A 17,170-nucleotide genomic window follows, 5' to 3' on the forward strand; every position below is an offset into this window, starting at 1 on the left:
TTATGCCCCTGTTGCACGTTTAGGTGCACCCTGATTTTGATTCAAAATCTGATCACGAGGCCCATCCATCACAATTTTACCTTCATTCACCACAATAATACGGTCAACAAGTTCCAATACAGCGCGACGATGTGTTGCAACAATCATGGTACGATTTTGTAAATAGCCTTTGAGATGATCAATTAATTGTTTTTCAGATACATCATCAATCGCAGCGGTCGGTTCATCCAATAACAAGATATTCGGTTGACGAATTAACAAACGTGCTAGGAGTAATGCTTGACGCTGCCCCCCAGAGAAACCTACACCACCTTCTAAAATAATGTGGTCTAAACCTTCTTTTTTCTCTTGTACAAAACTTAACGCGCCCGTGATTTTAAGCACATCAATGAGCTGCTCATCTGTCGCAAGTGGTGCACCTAAAGTTAAATTTTCACGAATTGAACCATAAAATAATTGTGCATTTTGATTCAGTAAGCCCATATCACGGCGGACATCGGCTGGATCAATTAATGCCAGCTCAATACCGTCAAGTTTAATTTTGCCTTGTACTGGTGTTTGCATGCCTGATAAGAGCTGTAACAGGGTCGATTTACCTGCTCCATTACGCCCTAAAATTGCAATTTTCTCACCAGCTTTAATTTCAAGTTTTGGAATGATTAAACTTGGACGTGGATCATCTTCACCATATTTGAATGACACGCCATTCAATTCATAATCACCACTAATAACAGGCTTATGAATTAAGTGCGAATAATCAGGCTGATCCACAGGCTTTTTCATCAACTCATCTAAGCCTGCTTTTGCCACTTTCGCTTGTTGTAAACGACCCAGTACCCCAGCTAGTGCGGAAATTGGCGCTAACATACGCGAGGATAGAATTGAGCAGGCTACCAAAGCACCAGTGGTCATTTCACCTTTCATTACTGCGAAACAACCGACCAATACAACTATGGCAAAGGTTAAACCTTGTATTTTTTGTGTCCAAGCAGACATCAAACCAACAATTTTACGTTGACGCATACTGACATCAGCAGACACTTCATTCATGTGATTCCACTGATTTTGAAAGCGTGATTCAGCACGTAATAACTTGATATCTTCCATACCTTGTACAGATTCAACCAATAATGCATTACGAATTGAAGATTCTCGCATCCCCATTTGTGCCAATTTCGCTAAAGGCTTTTGTGCCAAAATACCAGGAATAATCATCAGTGGCACAACCAACAACATTACCCAAAACAGGTTGCCGCCAATCAGCCAGAATATGAATAAGAACAAAAAGAAAAATGGTAGATCAGCAATTGCTGTGACCGTGGTGGAGGTCACCATTTCACGAACGCCTTCAAGCTCACGAATTTGAGAAATGAATGTACCTGTTGATTTTGAACGTTCACTATTTTTAATGCGAAGTGCATGCCCAAATACACGGTCAGAAATTTTTAAATCTGCACGTTTACCAATAATATCCGATAAATAAATACGTGAAACACGCAGCGTAAATTCAAAAATAGCTGCAATGAGTACACCACCTGCCAGTACCCAAAGTGTCGGCACTGACTGTGATGGAATCACTCGGTCATAAACATTCATCGAAAATAAAATAGTAGCCAGCGCCAAAATATTTGCCATTAAAGAGGCAAACATAATATCGATGTAACGCTTCCAATCTTTCAGAACAATGGACCAAAACCAATTTTTTTCAAAGGGTTTGATGTATTCATCGACACGAGCATCTGGCACTGAAGATTCAGGACGCAAGATATAAATATTACGTACGCCATTTGCTAAACGATCGAGTGAAAAAACTTGTGATAAACCTTCATCGCCACTGAGTTGTACGCTGGCATTGCCATCTACATCAATACGTTCTACAACACCCACTTCACCACTGACAAATTCAACCAGTACCGGCAAGCGCCATGGATTTAGTAAATTAATATCGTATTTATTCTTACGAACACTTAAACCAATTTGGCGCGCCATCACTTGAACAAGTTCATCAGCATTATTATGTTGATTCCAATCCAGTTGTAGGCGAATACGCTCTTCAGAAGGTTCAATTCGATAGTGCTTGGCAATATTCAATACCGCTTGAAGCCAAGGCTGATAATCTATGGTATTACTCATGGCTGGACTTCAAACCCCTGAATAGACATATTATTAAGTTCATAAATATCTCGTGAACGTCCTGTCACTTGAATATATTGAGCAAGTGAAGCGTAAATATCGTATTGCGATGACACAATTTCTTGAGCTGCACTATGAATAGCTTGTTCCGCATTTAATAGGTCAACAACTGTACGTGTCCCTAATTTATATTGCTCTTGATAAAGCTCTTTTGTGCGAACCGTTGTTTCACGTCTTTGTACCAGTACAGACATTTGACGCTTTTTATTTTCAATTTGTTCGCGAATTAAACGTACCTGATCTACTACATCCAGATACACTGTATTCACTTGTGCCTTTGCAGCTTCTTCAGCATAACTTGCAGCACGTGTTTGCGCAGCAACGGCCCCACCTTGATAGAGATTACTGGTCGCTTCCAACATGATAGAGCTATAAAGACCATCATCTTCATTATTATTTGGATTACGCCCATTAACTGCCTGACTTAAACTGCCTTTTACATTAATGGTTGGATAAGCACTCAGTTTAGATTGCTGCTTTTGTAATTTTGCGACTTCAACGCCTGCTTGCGCCTGCATCATACTTGGGATCATTTTAAAATCAGGATCTTTATACAATTCAGCAGCAGTTAAAATTCGGTCTGGAATAACCCAATTAATATTTGATACATCAAAACCCAATAATGTACGCAGACGCTGCTGATATTGTTTTAACTGTGTTTCTTGCACAATTAAATTTGACTCTGCTGCTTCTAAATTAGATTGCGCTTGGATTGGATCCGCCTGACTACTAATCCCTGCTTTTGCACGCAAATTTGCAATTTCAGCAATTCGACTTACACCGGCAATCTGTTGGTTGGCAATTTTGGTGATTTCTTGATAACGTTTTATATTAATTATTGCATTCGCAACTTCAAGCGAGACTTCATCTAAATTAACCAAAACATTTGCTTGTTCTTGTAAAGTTTTGGCTTCCTCAATATCAACTAAGCTACGTGTCTTACCAAAATCATAAAGCATTTGAGTCGCATTCAATGAAAATAACTGTCGACCACGCTCACCTTTGGTTAAGTCTGCTGTGCCAAGTCCACCTGAAATTTGTGGATAATACGCAGCATTTGCAACATCTACATTTGCACTTTGAGATCCAACTGCAGCAATACTTTGTGTGATTTCAGGACGGCGTTGAACTGCAATGTGAATCGCATCAACGAAGCTTAAATTTTTAGCAACTGTATTCGGATTGTAACTACCCTGTATTTTCTGACCGTATGAAACTGCTGGTAATTCTGCAACACGTGTTGTGTCTAGGTTGAACTTACTTAATTCAGTGACATCTATTTTGTCTATAGACCGTTTGGGTTTTGGTAAAAAGATTTTATCAAGGCTTTCTTGCAGCGTTTTATGCTTTTTCGCATTATCAACTTCTGCTGCATGCACCAAACTAATCGAAAAAGGTAGTAATAACATACAAACAAAGGCGTATTTATTTGGTCGCTTCAACCCTTTTTTCGGGTTCGTTATCTTTCGTAATTGCATGATGTAAGCAAGTCGTATTTTTAGTTAGAGTATACTGATTTATTGTTAATTTTTTAGATTAAATGGTCAGTTTTTGTCACATTAGACAATAACATAAACCTGTTGAATGAAACTAGCGCATTCAACAGGAAAATTCATCTTTTTATAATGATATTTATCATACAACAAAGTCATCGCCTAAATAGACTTTACGCACCGTTTCATCAGCTAACACCTCATCAGGTGTGCCTTCTGCAATTACAGCACCTTCACTTACAATATAAGCATGCTCACAAATTGCGAGTGTTTCACGCACATTATGATCAGTAATCAATACCCCAATACCACGATCTTTCAGTGTACGGATAATATCTTTGATATCGCCCACAGAAATTGGGTCAACACCTGCAAAAGGCTCATCTAGTAGCATAAACTTAGGATCTGCCGCTAAGGCACGCGCAATCTCAGCACGACGACGTTCACCACCTGAAACACTCATACCTAATGAATCTTTAATATGGGTAATTTTAAAATCGGCAAGTAGTTCAGCAAGTCGTTGCTGACGTTGTTGCTTATTTAAATCTTTACGTGTTTCCAAAATTGACATGATATTTTCAGAAATCGTAAGCTTTCTGAAAATCGATGCTTCTTGCGGTAAATAACCGATCCCTTTACGTGCACGTTCATGCATCGCTAAATCTGATAGATCTAGGTCATCAAGATGAATTTCACCTTTATCCATTCGAACCAGACCGACCACCATATAGAAACTCGTGGTTTTACCTGCACCATTGGGACCGAGTAATCCAACAATTTGACCACTCTGCATACTAAAGGACACATCCTTTACCACCCAGCGCTTACTATAGTTTTTTGCTAAATGCTTAATGCACAGCGTTTGTACTTGCTGATTTTGCTCCATTAATCACGCGCTCCTGGGAAGGATTTAGTGCTTGATGGTGGAATGACAATTTGTACACGACCTGTCGATGAACCCGATTTATTCGGAGTACCTTCAGCAACAATATCACCCTTATTCATACTGTATTTCAATGAATTACCACGAATACTCGCACCATCTTGTTGAAGCAATGCATTACCAGTCATAGTGATGATGCCGGTTTCAGCATTATAGATAATTTTTTGAGCCTGACCTTTAGCTGGGCCTTTAGCTGGATCAGTTTTTTGTTGGAAATGTGCAGGGCCACCTGTCGCTGTGATCGTACTAATTTCTTTTTTACTGTTCAGGTTTGCAACAATTGAATTTGCTTGTAGCTTCATCGTGCCCTGTTCAATGATCACGTTACCAGTGTAGGTCGTGATGCCTGTTTTTTCATTGAATGTTGCACGATCCGCAACCAATGAAATGGGTTGATTACGGTCAGAAGGTAAAGCAAATGCCGCAACCGAGCATAACGCCAGTGAACCGAGTAGCGCTGCGCGTTTTAGGAAAGTTTTAGGAGTGTTTCGATTAAGATTATGGTTCATACTTTCCTCGAATATTAAAAAATTCGTATTGACCGTCATTCAAATTGGCTTTTAAACCTTGGCTAGTAAATTCAGCTTGTGGCGAAATCACAGTAACAGGTTTATTCGTCTCAAGTTCACGAGTATCAGGAAATGCAGTAAGTTCATCGGTATGAAACTCCATTTGCCCTTGATTCATCAATTTAGTCGCCACGACTTGCTCACTGAGTACAACTTTTTTATTGTCATCTGTGCCATTTGCTTGTTTTGCAAAGAATGTTGCATCTACCGCACCATCTTTATATGCAGAGGCTTTCAGATTTACCAAGTGTGAGGTTTGTTTCTGCAAATCTTGCTCAAGACGATCGACCTGAGCACGAATATGCAATTTGCCTAATTCATCAGTTTGGGTGATCACAATATTTTCAGCAGAATACGTCATACTTTTAGACGAGTCTGCTTGAAGCTTGTTACCTTTACCACCGAAGTAGTAGTAACCGCCACTTATTGCGGCAATAACCACTGCCGTAACGTATAAAACTTTAGTATCCATAAGCGGAGATTCAATCCAGTGACGGCATCATAGTTTATTAATAAGGTGCACTTGCATATTTTTCAAGTAGTTCCTGGTATACCCCTTTAGATACCAACAACATGTCGCAAATTTCACGTACTGCACCACGACCACCCATAGCTTGAGTTACCAGATCTGCACGACGACGCACTTCTAAATGACCATTTGGTACAGTGACTTTCATCCCCGCAATCGCAAAAGCTGAAAGATCAGGCCAATCATCACCCATATACAAACAATCTGAAGGATCAATACCAAACTGAGCACACGCTTCTTTTAAAGCAACGCCTTTGTCTTCGCGACCTTGAAAAACCAAATCAACACCAAGGTCTGACATGCGCTTATCAACGATATTGCTCTTACGACCTGTAATGATGATAACTTTAATACCCGCTTTTTGAACCAGTTTCATACCTAGTCCATCACGAATATCAAATGATTTAATTTCATCGCCTGTATTGGTCAATGTAACAAAACCATCACTTAAAATACCATCTACATCTAATACCAATGCTTCAATGTGACGCGCTTGTTCTAGCAAAACATATGATGCCATTTAATTAATTTACCCCAGCTTGAATCAGATCATGCATGCTGATAATACCAATGACTTTATTGGCTTCATCAACTACAACAAATTGTGTAATTTTCTTTTCATTCATACGTTCTAACGCATGTACTGCACGAGCATCTTGTGAAATGGTCAATGGATTTTGAATCATTACATCAGACACGTGCATGTTTACATCAAAGCCTTGCTGCTTATCAATTAAACGACGCAAATCACCATCAGTAAAAATACCCAATAATCGATCCTGCTCATCAACAACTGTGGTTAAGCCAAGACGTTTGTTCGAAATTTCGTACAGAACTTTGTTCATTGGTGTATCTGGTGAAACTTTTGGTAAATCTTCACCTGTGTGCATTAAATGTTTTACATGCAGTAATAAGCGTTTACCCAAGGCACCCGCTGGATGAGATCGAGCAAAGTCATCCGATGTAAAGCCACGAGCATCTAATAAAGCCACTGCCAATGCATCACCCAAAGCAAGCGTTGCTGTCGTACTTGAGGTCGGTGCTAAACCTAATGGGCAAGCTTCTTGAATATTTCCAAGCGTCAATGCTACATCAGCATTTTGTGGCATCGGGCCTTTATCATCACCACTAATGGTAATAAGTGGAATCTCAAGATGTTTGATTAATGGCATTAACATCATAATTTCATCGCTCTTCCCAGAGTTCGAAATTGCAATGAGCACATCACCACTGACCAACATCCCCAAGTCCCCATGACCTGCTTCACCAGGATGCATAAAGAAGGAGGGCGTGCCAGTTGAGGCAAATGTAGCAGCCATTTTACGACCAATATGGCCTGATTTACCCATGCCTGTAATCACTAAACGACCACGACATTTTAAAATGTATTCGCATGCACGATCAAAACGCTCATCAATTTGAGTCGCTAATACCTGTAGTGCATGTTCTTCGATACGTAAAGTTTCTAATGCAACTTTTTGAAAATCGATTTGATTCGGCATATTTTGTGGATTCAAAACCTTTACACCTTACTAACTCGCCAACGAGTTAACCTTTAATAGGATTTCAGAATATTTTTAGACATTTTAGCATAACTAACAAAGTTCTACGTTTCAAAATATTGCTGCGAAATGTAATGTTTATTGTAATTTTTCAATTTTTTAGACAAAAAAAATCCTTATCTTTCGATAAGGATTTTTTCGTATTCTGGAGCGGGAAAGGAGACTCGAACTCCCGACCCCAACCTTGGCAAGGTTATGCTCTACCAACTGAGCTATTCCCGCAATGAGGTGAATTATAGAGAAATTCACACAACTGTCAACTCTCTATAATTTTATTTGTCTATTTAATCAGCACGACGCCAAATTGTACCTTGACGTGTATCTTCTAGAACAACACCCTGATCTAGTAAAGACTGACGGATTTCATCTGCTTTCGCAAATTCTTTGGCTTTTTTGGCATCTTTACGCTGTTGAATCAAATCTTCAATTTGTTCTTCAGTTAAACCCAACGTTTCTTGACCAATATCCGATTTTAAAAACTCATCAACGTTGTATTGCACTAAACCTAGGATATTGGTCAAGTGACGTAGCGTTGAATAATAAATACCCGCCTGCTCTGCATTTTCCTCTTTTACCGCACGATTGAGTTCTTTATTGATTTCAAACAAAATCGCAATTGCTTCAGGTGTATTGAAATCATCTCGCATTGCAGCATTGAATTTTTCAACCAGTGCGTCGTCAAACTGTTGCGTCGACACTTCACCATACGCTTGTTGATATGCTTTAAAAGAATGGTAGAAACGTGAAAGTGTGTTTTTAGCTTCTTTGAGAGCAACATCAGAATAGTTCACAGGGCTGCGGTAGTGAGACGATACAATAAAGTAGCGTACAACTTCTGGATGGAATTTTTCTATGACATCGCGAATCGTGAAGAAGTTGCCGAGTGATTTCGACATTTTTTCACCGTCTACATTAATGAAACCTGCATGCATCCAGTAGTTTACATACTGCTCACCTGTTGCTGCTTCTGATTGTGCAATTTCATTCTCATGATGTGGGAAGCTTAAATCTGCACCACCACCATGAATATCGAAGTGGTTGCCTAAGCAGCAAGTGGACATTGCTGAACATTCAATATGCCAACCCGGACGACCATTGCCCCATGGTGAAGCCCAAGACGGTTCATTTTCTTTGGCATGTTTCCAAAGTACAAAGTCAAATGGATGTTTCTTTTCTACTTCAACATCTACACGTTCTGATGCACCGGCTTGCATGTCTTCAAGTTTACGACCCGAAAGACGACCATATTTTGCAAATTTTTCAACTTCAAAATACACATCACCATTGTTTGCAGGATATGCTGTTCCATTATCCACCAACGTACCAATCATATTTTGCATTTGATCAATATGATCCGTTGCTTTCGGTGAAGCATCTGGTTCCAAACAACCTAATTTTGCAAAATCCTCATTCATTGCATCAATAAAACGGCTCGTAAGATCTGAAATCTTTTCACCATTTTCATTGGCACGTTTAATAATCTTGTCATCTACATCTGTGATGTTACGAACATATTTTACCTGCCAACCCTGGCTACGTAAAAAACGAATAATGTAGTCAAATGCAATAACAGTACGCGCATGCCCAATATGACAGTAGTCATATACAGTCATTCCGCAAACATACAAATCGATATGCCCTTCTTTTCGAGGTACGAATTCTACTTTTTTACGTTGCTCAGAGTTATAAAGAACAAAAGATTGCATAGCTGTTCAAAAGACTTCAATAAAAGGATGGTTCATCTTAACCTAAGCATTATTATTCATAAAGTTTTCAGAAGTGTTTTATTTCTATATTTTGATCTAATAATAAAAAGGCCAGCATTTGCTGGCCTTTTTATTTTATTTCACTATTTCAACTGGACATTGCACAAGTAACTCTTGAGTTTTTGGACCAAAGATATTGATTAAACTTGTACTTTTTATATGCGCAAAGTTTTTGAGATCTTTTTGATAGAACTCAACTTTAAATCCATCGTACTTTCGCGTAACTAAATATTGGTAATCCTGATATTCTTTTGGCGCAAGCTGCTCCATCTTAAAATCCGCATGCTTTTGCTTAGCCGAAATTAAACGAATAATACTTTTTTCACCCACGACATACGATAAGTTATGGGCTTTTTCTTTACTACAATCTAGCGCATATCGACCGTATAAATCAGAATTTGCGTAGGTGTTTAAACTCACTAAGAGTCCACCAATCCCCATCAATACTGCTTTTTTCATATAAATAAATCTCAAAAATAAATGATAAAACCATACGGAAAGCAGCCGAAGCTGCTTCCAAGTGATAGGGATTAATAGATGATTTGATTGTTTTGCAGTAACGTTAATAAATCAGTTTTGGTGTCCTCTAGGGTAACGAGGTGCTTCATAGATGATTGACCAAAAACCACACCATCTTTTGTATATTCCGCACCATCACGATCAATACTGATTTGAGTACTATTACCTTCAACTCTCACTGAAATAAACTCACCTAAATAGCTTAGAGCTTTATCTGAACTATCTTCTGTTTCTAGTAGATATTCAAATTGATCACGTTCAAATCCAGTTAATAAACTTGAGATATCAAGGACATCTGCATCAGCATTATGTGTAATATTGCCAACGACAAAGCCTGACCACGTATCTAGACTGTGACCACCCACAGCATCATTTGTAGCAGTTTCTAACACATCGTAGATTACAGTGTCTCGACCTGCACCCAACTCTGAGTAGAAGTGGTCATTACCTTCACCGCCATGGTAAGTATTATGACCTAGACCGCCATGAATTTGATCATCCCCAGCGCCGCCATAAATGAAATCATTGCCCTCTTCACCATAGAGTTTGTCAGAACCATCATCGCCATAGATAATGTCATGACCTGCACCAGCTGTTACAGTGTCATTACCAGTACCTGCATAGATGATGTCATGACCAGCACCTGTTTCGATGGTATCGTCTCCACCATAACCATAGACAAGTAAAGATTTTGTTGAAGTTTGTTCATCAATGACGTTGCTGCCCTTATCTTCAACAAAATTCACATTACCATTGAGACCGCCATTACTATTAATCAGATTCAAATCAAGTAAATTACTTAATGTCGTCGTCGTTGATGTATTTTGAAGGTCTGTCGCTGTAATCGTTAGTGCATTTAACACATCTAATGACAACAATTCACCTGTGACAATACCTAAATCGTCATCACCATTTTCTGATTTACGTGCACCGAACTGAACCTGAGCAAGGAACTGATTAATCACATCATTACTAATCGCTTGGTTCATATCATTAATCGGTTTAGTAATTCTTAAGGTTGTTGATTTACCAACTAATCCGAGTAAACCTTCGCTATATATCACTTCAACTTTCAAACCTAACTCTTGTTCTAATGCCTTAGACCAATAGAACTCTGGATTCGTTACATTGACTGCAATTGCCTGATCAAAACGAATATCAACCGACTTCAAATTATTATTTACATCAAAGACATAAATATCTTGTTCGCTCAGCTCAATCAATTGCAATGCTTCAAGAGAAATTAATCCAAGTAAACTTGTATCCTTACCGAAAACTAAGGGTGCAACATTATTTGGATCGTATGTGACGTTAGTAACAAGCTCACTGCGATCAAAGCTTAAGGAGTTTTGACCACTATCAGAGGTCGCTTTATCACCATCAAAGTCCGTCACGGTTACTTTAATATCAGTTGACGTCTTTGTTGAAGTAGAAGCCGTAACATCTGTGACCAACTTACCTTGTTGTACTAACCATGAAATGATTTCAAAATCAGAGTCCAAATTATTATGGTTAGGACTGGTCAAGTTTGTGTTCTCAAGTTCAATTAATTGATCTGCTTTTGCAAAGTCCGTGACTGCATTAAATCCACCAATGAACTCACCTTTTGTACTTACATAGATCGTGGTATTACCCGTCTCTTTGTCATATACAAAATGTAAATAGTTGGCTAGATTGCCAGCATTAAATCCGATACGACTTGCGCCAATCAGCATATCTGATAGATCAAGCGCATCACCACCCGCTGCAAAAGGACGTAGATCAAAGTCTGTGATCACATCATGTGCTGCTTTTAGACCATTACGTTGATTATCTTTCTCCCAACGGAAGGTATCTGCACCGTCACCGCCAGTCAGAATATCATTACCTTGGCCACCGACGAGTACATCATTACCTGCACCACCATTTAATGTATCGTTACCACGACCACCATAAAGTAGATCTGCTGCTAGGCCACCAATCAAAGTATCATCGCCGTCTAAACCATACAGTTTGTTCGATACTTGTGAGTTTTTCACGATCAAGGTCGAATTCATGCCGACTTGGTCAACTTGTGTAGTGTTCGCTTTTTCACCTGATAAGAGTTCAGTCAGTAATCCAACATCAGCCAATTCAACTTTTGCAGGTGTTTTATAAACTGGATCGTTAATTTCATAACCTACTACAGTCTTATCGTCACCTAGACCTTTTGTAATCGCAATACGATTGCCATTAGAGTCTGTTTTAAAGTTACTTAATTCAATTGAACCTGTCGGTAATACATTTAAATCCACCGTACCACTCAAACCACCACCAACACTTACCGTTGATAATAATTGGTTGACTTTAAAGGCATCAAGAATAGAACCGTCACGTGCTTCAATTGTTAAATGGCGAGTAAGTAAATTTGTATCCAAACGCACAATATAACCAAACTCTTGTGCCAACTGTTGGTTGTAGGTAAAGCTTACCAATTCACCTGTGAGAAGACCGCCTAGTATGTTACCCACATCTAATCCACCCATGCTTACTTTCACATGTTGGAAACCTGTACCACTGACGCTGTATAGTTGATCACTTTCAAAAGCTAAAAGACCAGCAACATTTAATCCAACAGCACCTAGTAAACTACCCGATCCACCTAAAGAGGCGCTAGGTTGGTTCTGAGCATCAATATTCGCTTTCAGCGATTCAGACATTGGCAATACATTGTATTGATAAACACCTGTGACTAAATTCAATACAATAGTTTCACCACTAGCGGTTGCGACAACAAGCTCTCCATTATCCAAACCTTGGTAATTATATGTATAGTTCACCACCTCAGCAGAAGGCTGTTGTTGAACTAAAGTGTTACTTTCTGGATCAAATTTAAAAATTGCTCCAGCAATCTCTAAAGTTTCAATGAAACCTCCATCACTACCATAATCAAGTTTAATTTGACCTTCTACATTATAGTCGTTGGTCAATTTGACAGATGTCGTTTCCGAAACGGTTGGAACATCATCTTTGATATCAACAGTAATAAATTTAGATGTCGTTTCATTAGTAGCCTGATCAATAAAGTCCACACGCACATCAAAGTTAAATTGTTCATCAGTTGATGAATCATGGTCTACCGCACCAAGTAACTTCACAGTGTATTTGCCTGTCTCATCAATCGTAATTTCAACAATATTACGACCATCTACAGAGCCAATTAACTTTTGTGTTGCATCACCCGACCAAGTTACTAACTCACCCTGTACATAGACAGGTTTTGCTGGTGCTGAAAGCGTTAACGCAAGCCCTTCGCTAATTGCAAAAGTTCCTTCTTTTGATAGCATTACTGGCTCACCCTGTTGATCAACCAATTCAGCTTCATCAAAATCTACAATTTGGTTATTTTGGAACTGAACATGATTCGATTGAATCAAGGTCTCATTGCCAGCCTTATCTTTAACAGACGCTTCGAGCTTAAAGCCTTGCTCATAAGGTAAGCCTGCCAATTGCTCAGCTGTAAATGTATAGCTCCATTGATCATTTTCATCCACAATAATTGCTGGATTAGCAACAATTACTTGTTTTTCACCTTTATTATCAACGAAGTGAAGAGTAATCGACTGACCTGGTTCTGCATCACTTGTACCACTGACTTTTAGACCAGTTTTTAAATCAAGTGATGTAATGACATCATCTTCAGAAATAGGATCTAATGTTAATGTTGGTGGCACTGTATCAAGTACAACTGTATGCGTTGTCGTCTGCTTGTTATCCGCTAAATCAGTCACAACTAGCTTTATATTATATTCACCATCAGGAGATTGATTTGGCCCCTTAGTTAATGGTTTAGCTGCTTGAATTGACCATTCGCCTTCAGCATTTACAAAAGTAGAGCCATAAAGTTCACCATCTACGAAAATCTCAATTAACGCATTAGGTTCAGCAGTTGTTCCATCATTTGACCATGTTGGATATAAGTCATTTAACAATACACCGCCACTTTCTAATGATTGCTTACCATTAACAAGTGCATTCACAGGTACTGTTGATAAATCAATTTCAAATGGACGTGCTGCAACTTCATTAGCATAAGTATAAGGAACAGCTTTTGTACCCAAACCACTACGATCATCATATAGAACAAATTCAAACGAGCTTCCCTGTCCTTTGAGGCTTTCAACCTGGTCTTTACTTAAAGACTTGTTCCATGTATCTGATCTAATACTCTCCAAATCAATTGCAGAAGATTCAATACGTTTACCTTGTGAATCTTTTGCGTATACAACTGCATACTTATAATCCAATGTACCTGCATTTGCCCTACCAGTAATACTTACACCAGAGGTAGCTTCATCACCATTAATGATGTCATCCTCGGCAATTACATTAATTGTATCCTGAGCATCCGAAGCAGTATTTTCTACAAGAATAACTTTCTTTTCAGCATAACCAGTATTACCAGCAATATCAGTAGCACTAGCATGAATCACAACATTTAAATGCTCCAAATCAAGTCCTTCTTGTTTTGGGACCTCATATTGCCACTCACCTTTATCATTGGTTTGTAGAATACTCGTATGAGATTTTCCACCCAAGAATACAATCACTTCAACTTCAGATTTAGGTTCAGCTGTACCTTTTATAGTGAAACCAGCTTTGACTTGAGCGGTAGTTAGATTAGTTAAATTATCACTTAACCCTGTGATCGTGACTTCTGGAGCTTTAGTATCCAATCTAACTGTTTGATCAAGAATTGCTGTATGAGTTAGTCCATCCGTACCTTTTTGCTCAACAACAACCTGACCAATTGCATATTGTTGATCACCAATTAAATCAAAACTTGTTGTCTGATTATCCAACCAATCAGACCATGTTTTCCCTTCATCCTGACTATATCGCCAATTATGTTTTTCCAATACTTCAACATTAATTTTTGAATTAGCTGTAATTCCATCTGCATCAGAGCTACCAGTATCTTCAACCAAAGTAACTTTAATATCTAATGTATCACCACTAATCGCAGGTTGATTTTCATCACCCAACTTACTTGCTAAACCAGCTTTTCCACTTGTAAGACCTGTATAACTCTCTGATTTAACTTCAAAAGCAACTGCCAAATTGTCTTCAGCAGCAGGTGTGAATGTAGCAGTGTAAATCAATGGATTTGTTAAGCTTTGAACTAAGTTACTTAGTTCTCCATCTTTTACAACAACGTCAGATAAATCGAAACCAGTCACTCGCTCAGAGAAAGTAAAGGTAACTACAGTAGTTTCACCAGCGTTAAGAACTGTATCTTTAACGGTAATATCAACAGTTGGCGGGGTTGAATCCATAACTTTAACGTTTGAATTACCCGCTACATCCGTGACTTTAGCCGCATCCAAACCAATTGTAATTAATTGACCAGCTTCATATGCACCCGCTTCAGGTACAAAGATAATCTGATCATTTTTGATTTCAAATTGACCAGGCACGGAGCTATTTAACAATCCATTAATCCAATCATCTGCTGTAACAAGTATAAGTTTTCCATCTTTCACAAGATAAATGTCTTCGTCACTTGTAATCACTACTTCATGATTTTCATTAATTTCGAGTTGAATTTTTGGAGCAACACGATCAATTGACAGATCTGCATTCTGTAAAGTCGCGGTGTTCCCATAGGCATCAGTCACAGAAACTTCTAGTGGTACAACACCATCTGGCAAACTTGACACTACATTTTTAGGAATTTCAACAGTCCAATTTCCGTCAGCATCAACCTGAATAACGTCAGAATACCAAGGCTGAGCTGAACCATCTTGTAAAGTGATAACTAAGGTAGAATTCGCTTCCGCTTGACCAGATAATGTTAATTTTCCATTTTCTAGCGCATTTAAAATGGTGTCTTCTGCAAAAATTTGATTTTCATCTGATTCCGATGTCGTTACTTGATTGATAGAAACCAAATCAACTTTTGTATCAACTAAGATTTCACCATTCACAGTTTGCTTTTGACCAGACGAATTTTCAGCAGTTACGATAACTACATTTCTACCCTCACGGACTGGAACCTCAACAATCAACTCACCCGCTGCTTTATCTGCAGTATTTATCACATAAGGAATACCGTTGATAATTAACTTATCACCCACTTTGGCATCTTGACCTAACTCAATCTTGACTTTTGTAGCTCCATCTCTACCTAATTCGTTATCGTTGATTACTGTATCTTTTAATGATGCTTGAGCACCATTTGACATCCATTTCTGAATTTCTTCTGAAGATTGTAGAGCTGAAACATCCAAGTTTTGTTCTTTGGCATATGCTTTAAATGCATCAAATGCTGCACTATTTTCAGGAAGTTTTAACCATTCAGCTACATTAATCAATTCACCTGAGTCATCAAACTTCGTTAAGTCATAGACTAACTGTACTGAAGTTTCTGCTGAAATATCATCCGCAACTTTAATAGCACCAATAATATTAGCTGAACCAATTTGAATTAATGATGGTTCACTCGTATTACCAGCATTATCTTTTACTTGAATAATACCAATACCAATACCAGTACCTGCTAGAGGATTTTCACCAAATGACCATTGGCCTTCTGCATCTGCTAGAGTCGTGTATTTTTTACCATCCACAGTCAATACAACTGTTGAATTAGCCTCAGCAGTACCACTCAATTCATCGGCGTTATTGATTAAAACTTTTGCTAAATCTGGGGCTGTAGTATCACCATTTCCAGTATTTCCTTTCAGTGATTCAAGCCATTCATCTTCTGTACCATTAAAGCCTTTTTCAACCGCAAGTTCATATGCTGACTGACCATCTTCACCTTTCAGTGATTCAAGCCATTCTGCTTCTGTGCCTTTATAGCCTTTATCAACAGCAATTTCGTATGCTGATTTACCATTCAGGCCTTTTAATGACTGCAACCATTGAGTCAAGTCACCCACAAAGCCATCTTTTATTGCCAAATCGTACGCTGATAAGCCTGTTGTACCTTGGGCACCACTTTTACCTATAAGTGAAAGTAGCCATTGGGTTTCAGTTCCCACAAAGCCATTATCAACAGCAACATCGTATGCCGACTTGCCTTCAAGACCATTGATACCATTCGTACCGTTCTTGCCGACTAGCGAAGTCAGCCATGCTTCCTCTGTACCTTTATAACCTTTCTCAACCGCAAGCGCATAAGCAGATTGACCGTCTTCACCTTTCGTACCGTTGATACCATTCTTGCCAACCAATGATGTGAGCCATTCTTCTTCTGTGCCTTTATAGCCTTTATCAATAGCAAGCTCGTACGCAGATTTACCATCAACACCATCTTGACCGTCAGTGCCGTTTTGACCTTGTAGTGAACCTAACCATACGTCAATCGTGTCATACACAGGATTGTCTGTAATCGCATCGGCAACCGCTTGATCAATACCTGCTTGATCTAGACCTTGTGCTACTGCATCTTCTTGTGCTTTTTTAACTGCTGCATCTTGCGCTTGTTGAGCTGCTTCTTGGTAGAGGTCAAACGCTGATTTACCATCAGTTCCATTGGTACCATTTTGACCTGCATTACCTTGCTCACCTTTTAATGACGCAAGCCAATCTTGAACCGTACCAATAAAGCCATTCTCAACAGCAAGTTCATAC

The 17,170-nt window shown here is 38.8% G+C and carries 10 protein-coding genes and 1 tRNA gene; all 11 read right to left on the bottom strand.

Annotated elements, in window-relative coordinates:
• Positions 1-2,133 (bottom strand): type I secretion system permease/ATPase, encoded by a 2,133-nt coding sequence (locus A9J31_RS03540; RefSeq protein ID WP_067762584.1) that lies wholly within the window; start codon positions 2,131-2,133, stop codon positions 1-3.
• Positions 2,130-3,602: a TolC family outer membrane protein gene (locus A9J31_RS03545; RefSeq protein WP_245668202.1), complete on the bottom strand. Its 1,473-nt coding sequence runs from the start codon at positions 3,600-3,602 to the stop codon at positions 2,130-2,132. The genes A9J31_RS03540 and A9J31_RS03545 overlap by 4 nt, the downstream gene beginning before the upstream one ends.
• A gap of 226 nt (positions 3,603-3,828) precedes the next feature.
• Positions 3,829-4,572: an LPS export ABC transporter ATP-binding protein gene (gene lptB / locus A9J31_RS03550; protein WP_067762586.1), complete on the bottom strand. Its 744-nt coding sequence runs from the start codon at positions 4,570-4,572 to the stop codon at positions 3,829-3,831.
• Positions 4,572-5,138 (bottom strand): lipopolysaccharide transport periplasmic protein LptA, encoded by a 567-nt coding sequence (gene lptA, locus A9J31_RS03555; RefSeq protein ID WP_067762587.1) that lies wholly within the window; start codon positions 5,136-5,138, stop codon positions 4,572-4,574. The genes lptB and lptA overlap by 1 nt, the downstream gene beginning before the upstream one ends.
• Positions 5,128-5,670: an LPS export ABC transporter periplasmic protein LptC gene (gene lptC, locus A9J31_RS03560; RefSeq protein ID WP_067762588.1), complete on the bottom strand. Its 543-nt coding sequence runs from the start codon at positions 5,668-5,670 to the stop codon at positions 5,128-5,130. The genes lptA and lptC overlap by 11 nt, the downstream gene beginning before the upstream one ends.
• A 37-nt stretch (positions 5,671-5,707) precedes the next feature.
• Positions 5,708-6,247 (bottom strand): KdsC family phosphatase, encoded by a 540-nt coding sequence (locus A9J31_RS03565; RefSeq protein WP_067762589.1) that lies wholly within the window; start codon positions 6,245-6,247, stop codon positions 5,708-5,710.
• Between the two features lie 4 nt (positions 6,248-6,251).
• Positions 6,252-7,229 (bottom strand): KpsF/GutQ family sugar-phosphate isomerase, encoded by a 978-nt coding sequence (locus tag A9J31_RS03570; RefSeq protein WP_067762590.1) that lies wholly within the window; start codon positions 7,227-7,229, stop codon positions 6,252-6,254.
• A gap of 206 nt (positions 7,230-7,435) precedes the next feature.
• A tRNA-Gly gene (locus A9J31_RS03575) sits at positions 7,436-7,511 on the bottom strand.
• Positions 7,512-7,573: 62 nt separating this feature from the next.
• Entirely contained in the window at positions 7,574-8,995 is a 1,422-nt protein-coding gene (gene cysS, locus A9J31_RS03580; RefSeq protein WP_067762591.1) for a cysteine--tRNA ligase, read from the bottom strand.
• Between the two features lie 135 nt (positions 8,996-9,130).
• Positions 9,131-9,514, bottom strand: coding sequence for a hypothetical protein (locus A9J31_RS03585; protein WP_067762592.1), 384 nt, complete (start codon positions 9,512-9,514; stop codon positions 9,131-9,133).
• Between the two features lie 71 nt (positions 9,515-9,585).
• Positions 9,586-17,170, bottom strand: a 7,585-nt coding sequence (locus A9J31_RS03590) for an Ig-like domain-containing protein (RefSeq protein ID WP_155857595.1), incomplete at its 5' end; no start/stop codon positions are given.

Origin of the sequence: Acinetobacter gandensis, from assembly GCF_001678755.1 — a bacterium.
Taxonomy (GTDB): domain Bacteria; phylum Pseudomonadota; class Gammaproteobacteria; order Pseudomonadales; family Moraxellaceae; genus Acinetobacter; species Acinetobacter gandensis.

Bases quoted from the DNA above. Each gene is read 5' to 3' on its own strand.
- A9J31_RS03585 (WP_067762592.1), bottom strand. From the start codon at position 9,514: ATGAAAAAAGCAGTATTGATGGGGATTGGTGGACTCTTAGTGAGTTTA.
- A9J31_RS03565 (WP_067762589.1), bottom strand. From the start codon at position 6,247: ATGGCATCATATGTTTTGCTAGAACAAGCGCGTCACATTGAAGCATTG.
- cysS (WP_067762591.1), bottom strand. From the start codon at position 8,995: ATGCAATCTTTTGTTCTTTATAACTCTGAGCAACGTAAAAAAGTAGAA.
- lptB (WP_067762586.1), bottom strand. From the start codon at position 4,572: ATGGAGCAAAATCAGCAAGTACAAACGCTGTGCATTAAGCATTTAGCA.
- lptC (WP_067762588.1), bottom strand. From the start codon at position 5,670: ATGGATACTAAAGTTTTATACGTTACGGCAGTGGTTATTGCCGCAATA.
- A9J31_RS03570 (WP_067762590.1), bottom strand. From the start codon at position 7,229: ATGCCGAATCAAATCGATTTTCAAAAAGTTGCATTAGAAACTTTACGT.
- A9J31_RS03540 (WP_067762584.1), bottom strand. From the start codon at position 2,133: ATGAGTAATACCATAGATTATCAGCCTTGGCTTCAAGCGGTATTGAAT.
- A9J31_RS03545 (WP_245668202.1), bottom strand. From the start codon at position 3,602: ATGTTATTACTACCTTTTTCGATTAGTTTGGTGCATGCAGCAGAAGTT.
- lptA (WP_067762587.1), bottom strand. From the start codon at position 5,138: ATGAACCATAATCTTAATCGAAACACTCCTAAAACTTTCCTAAAACGC.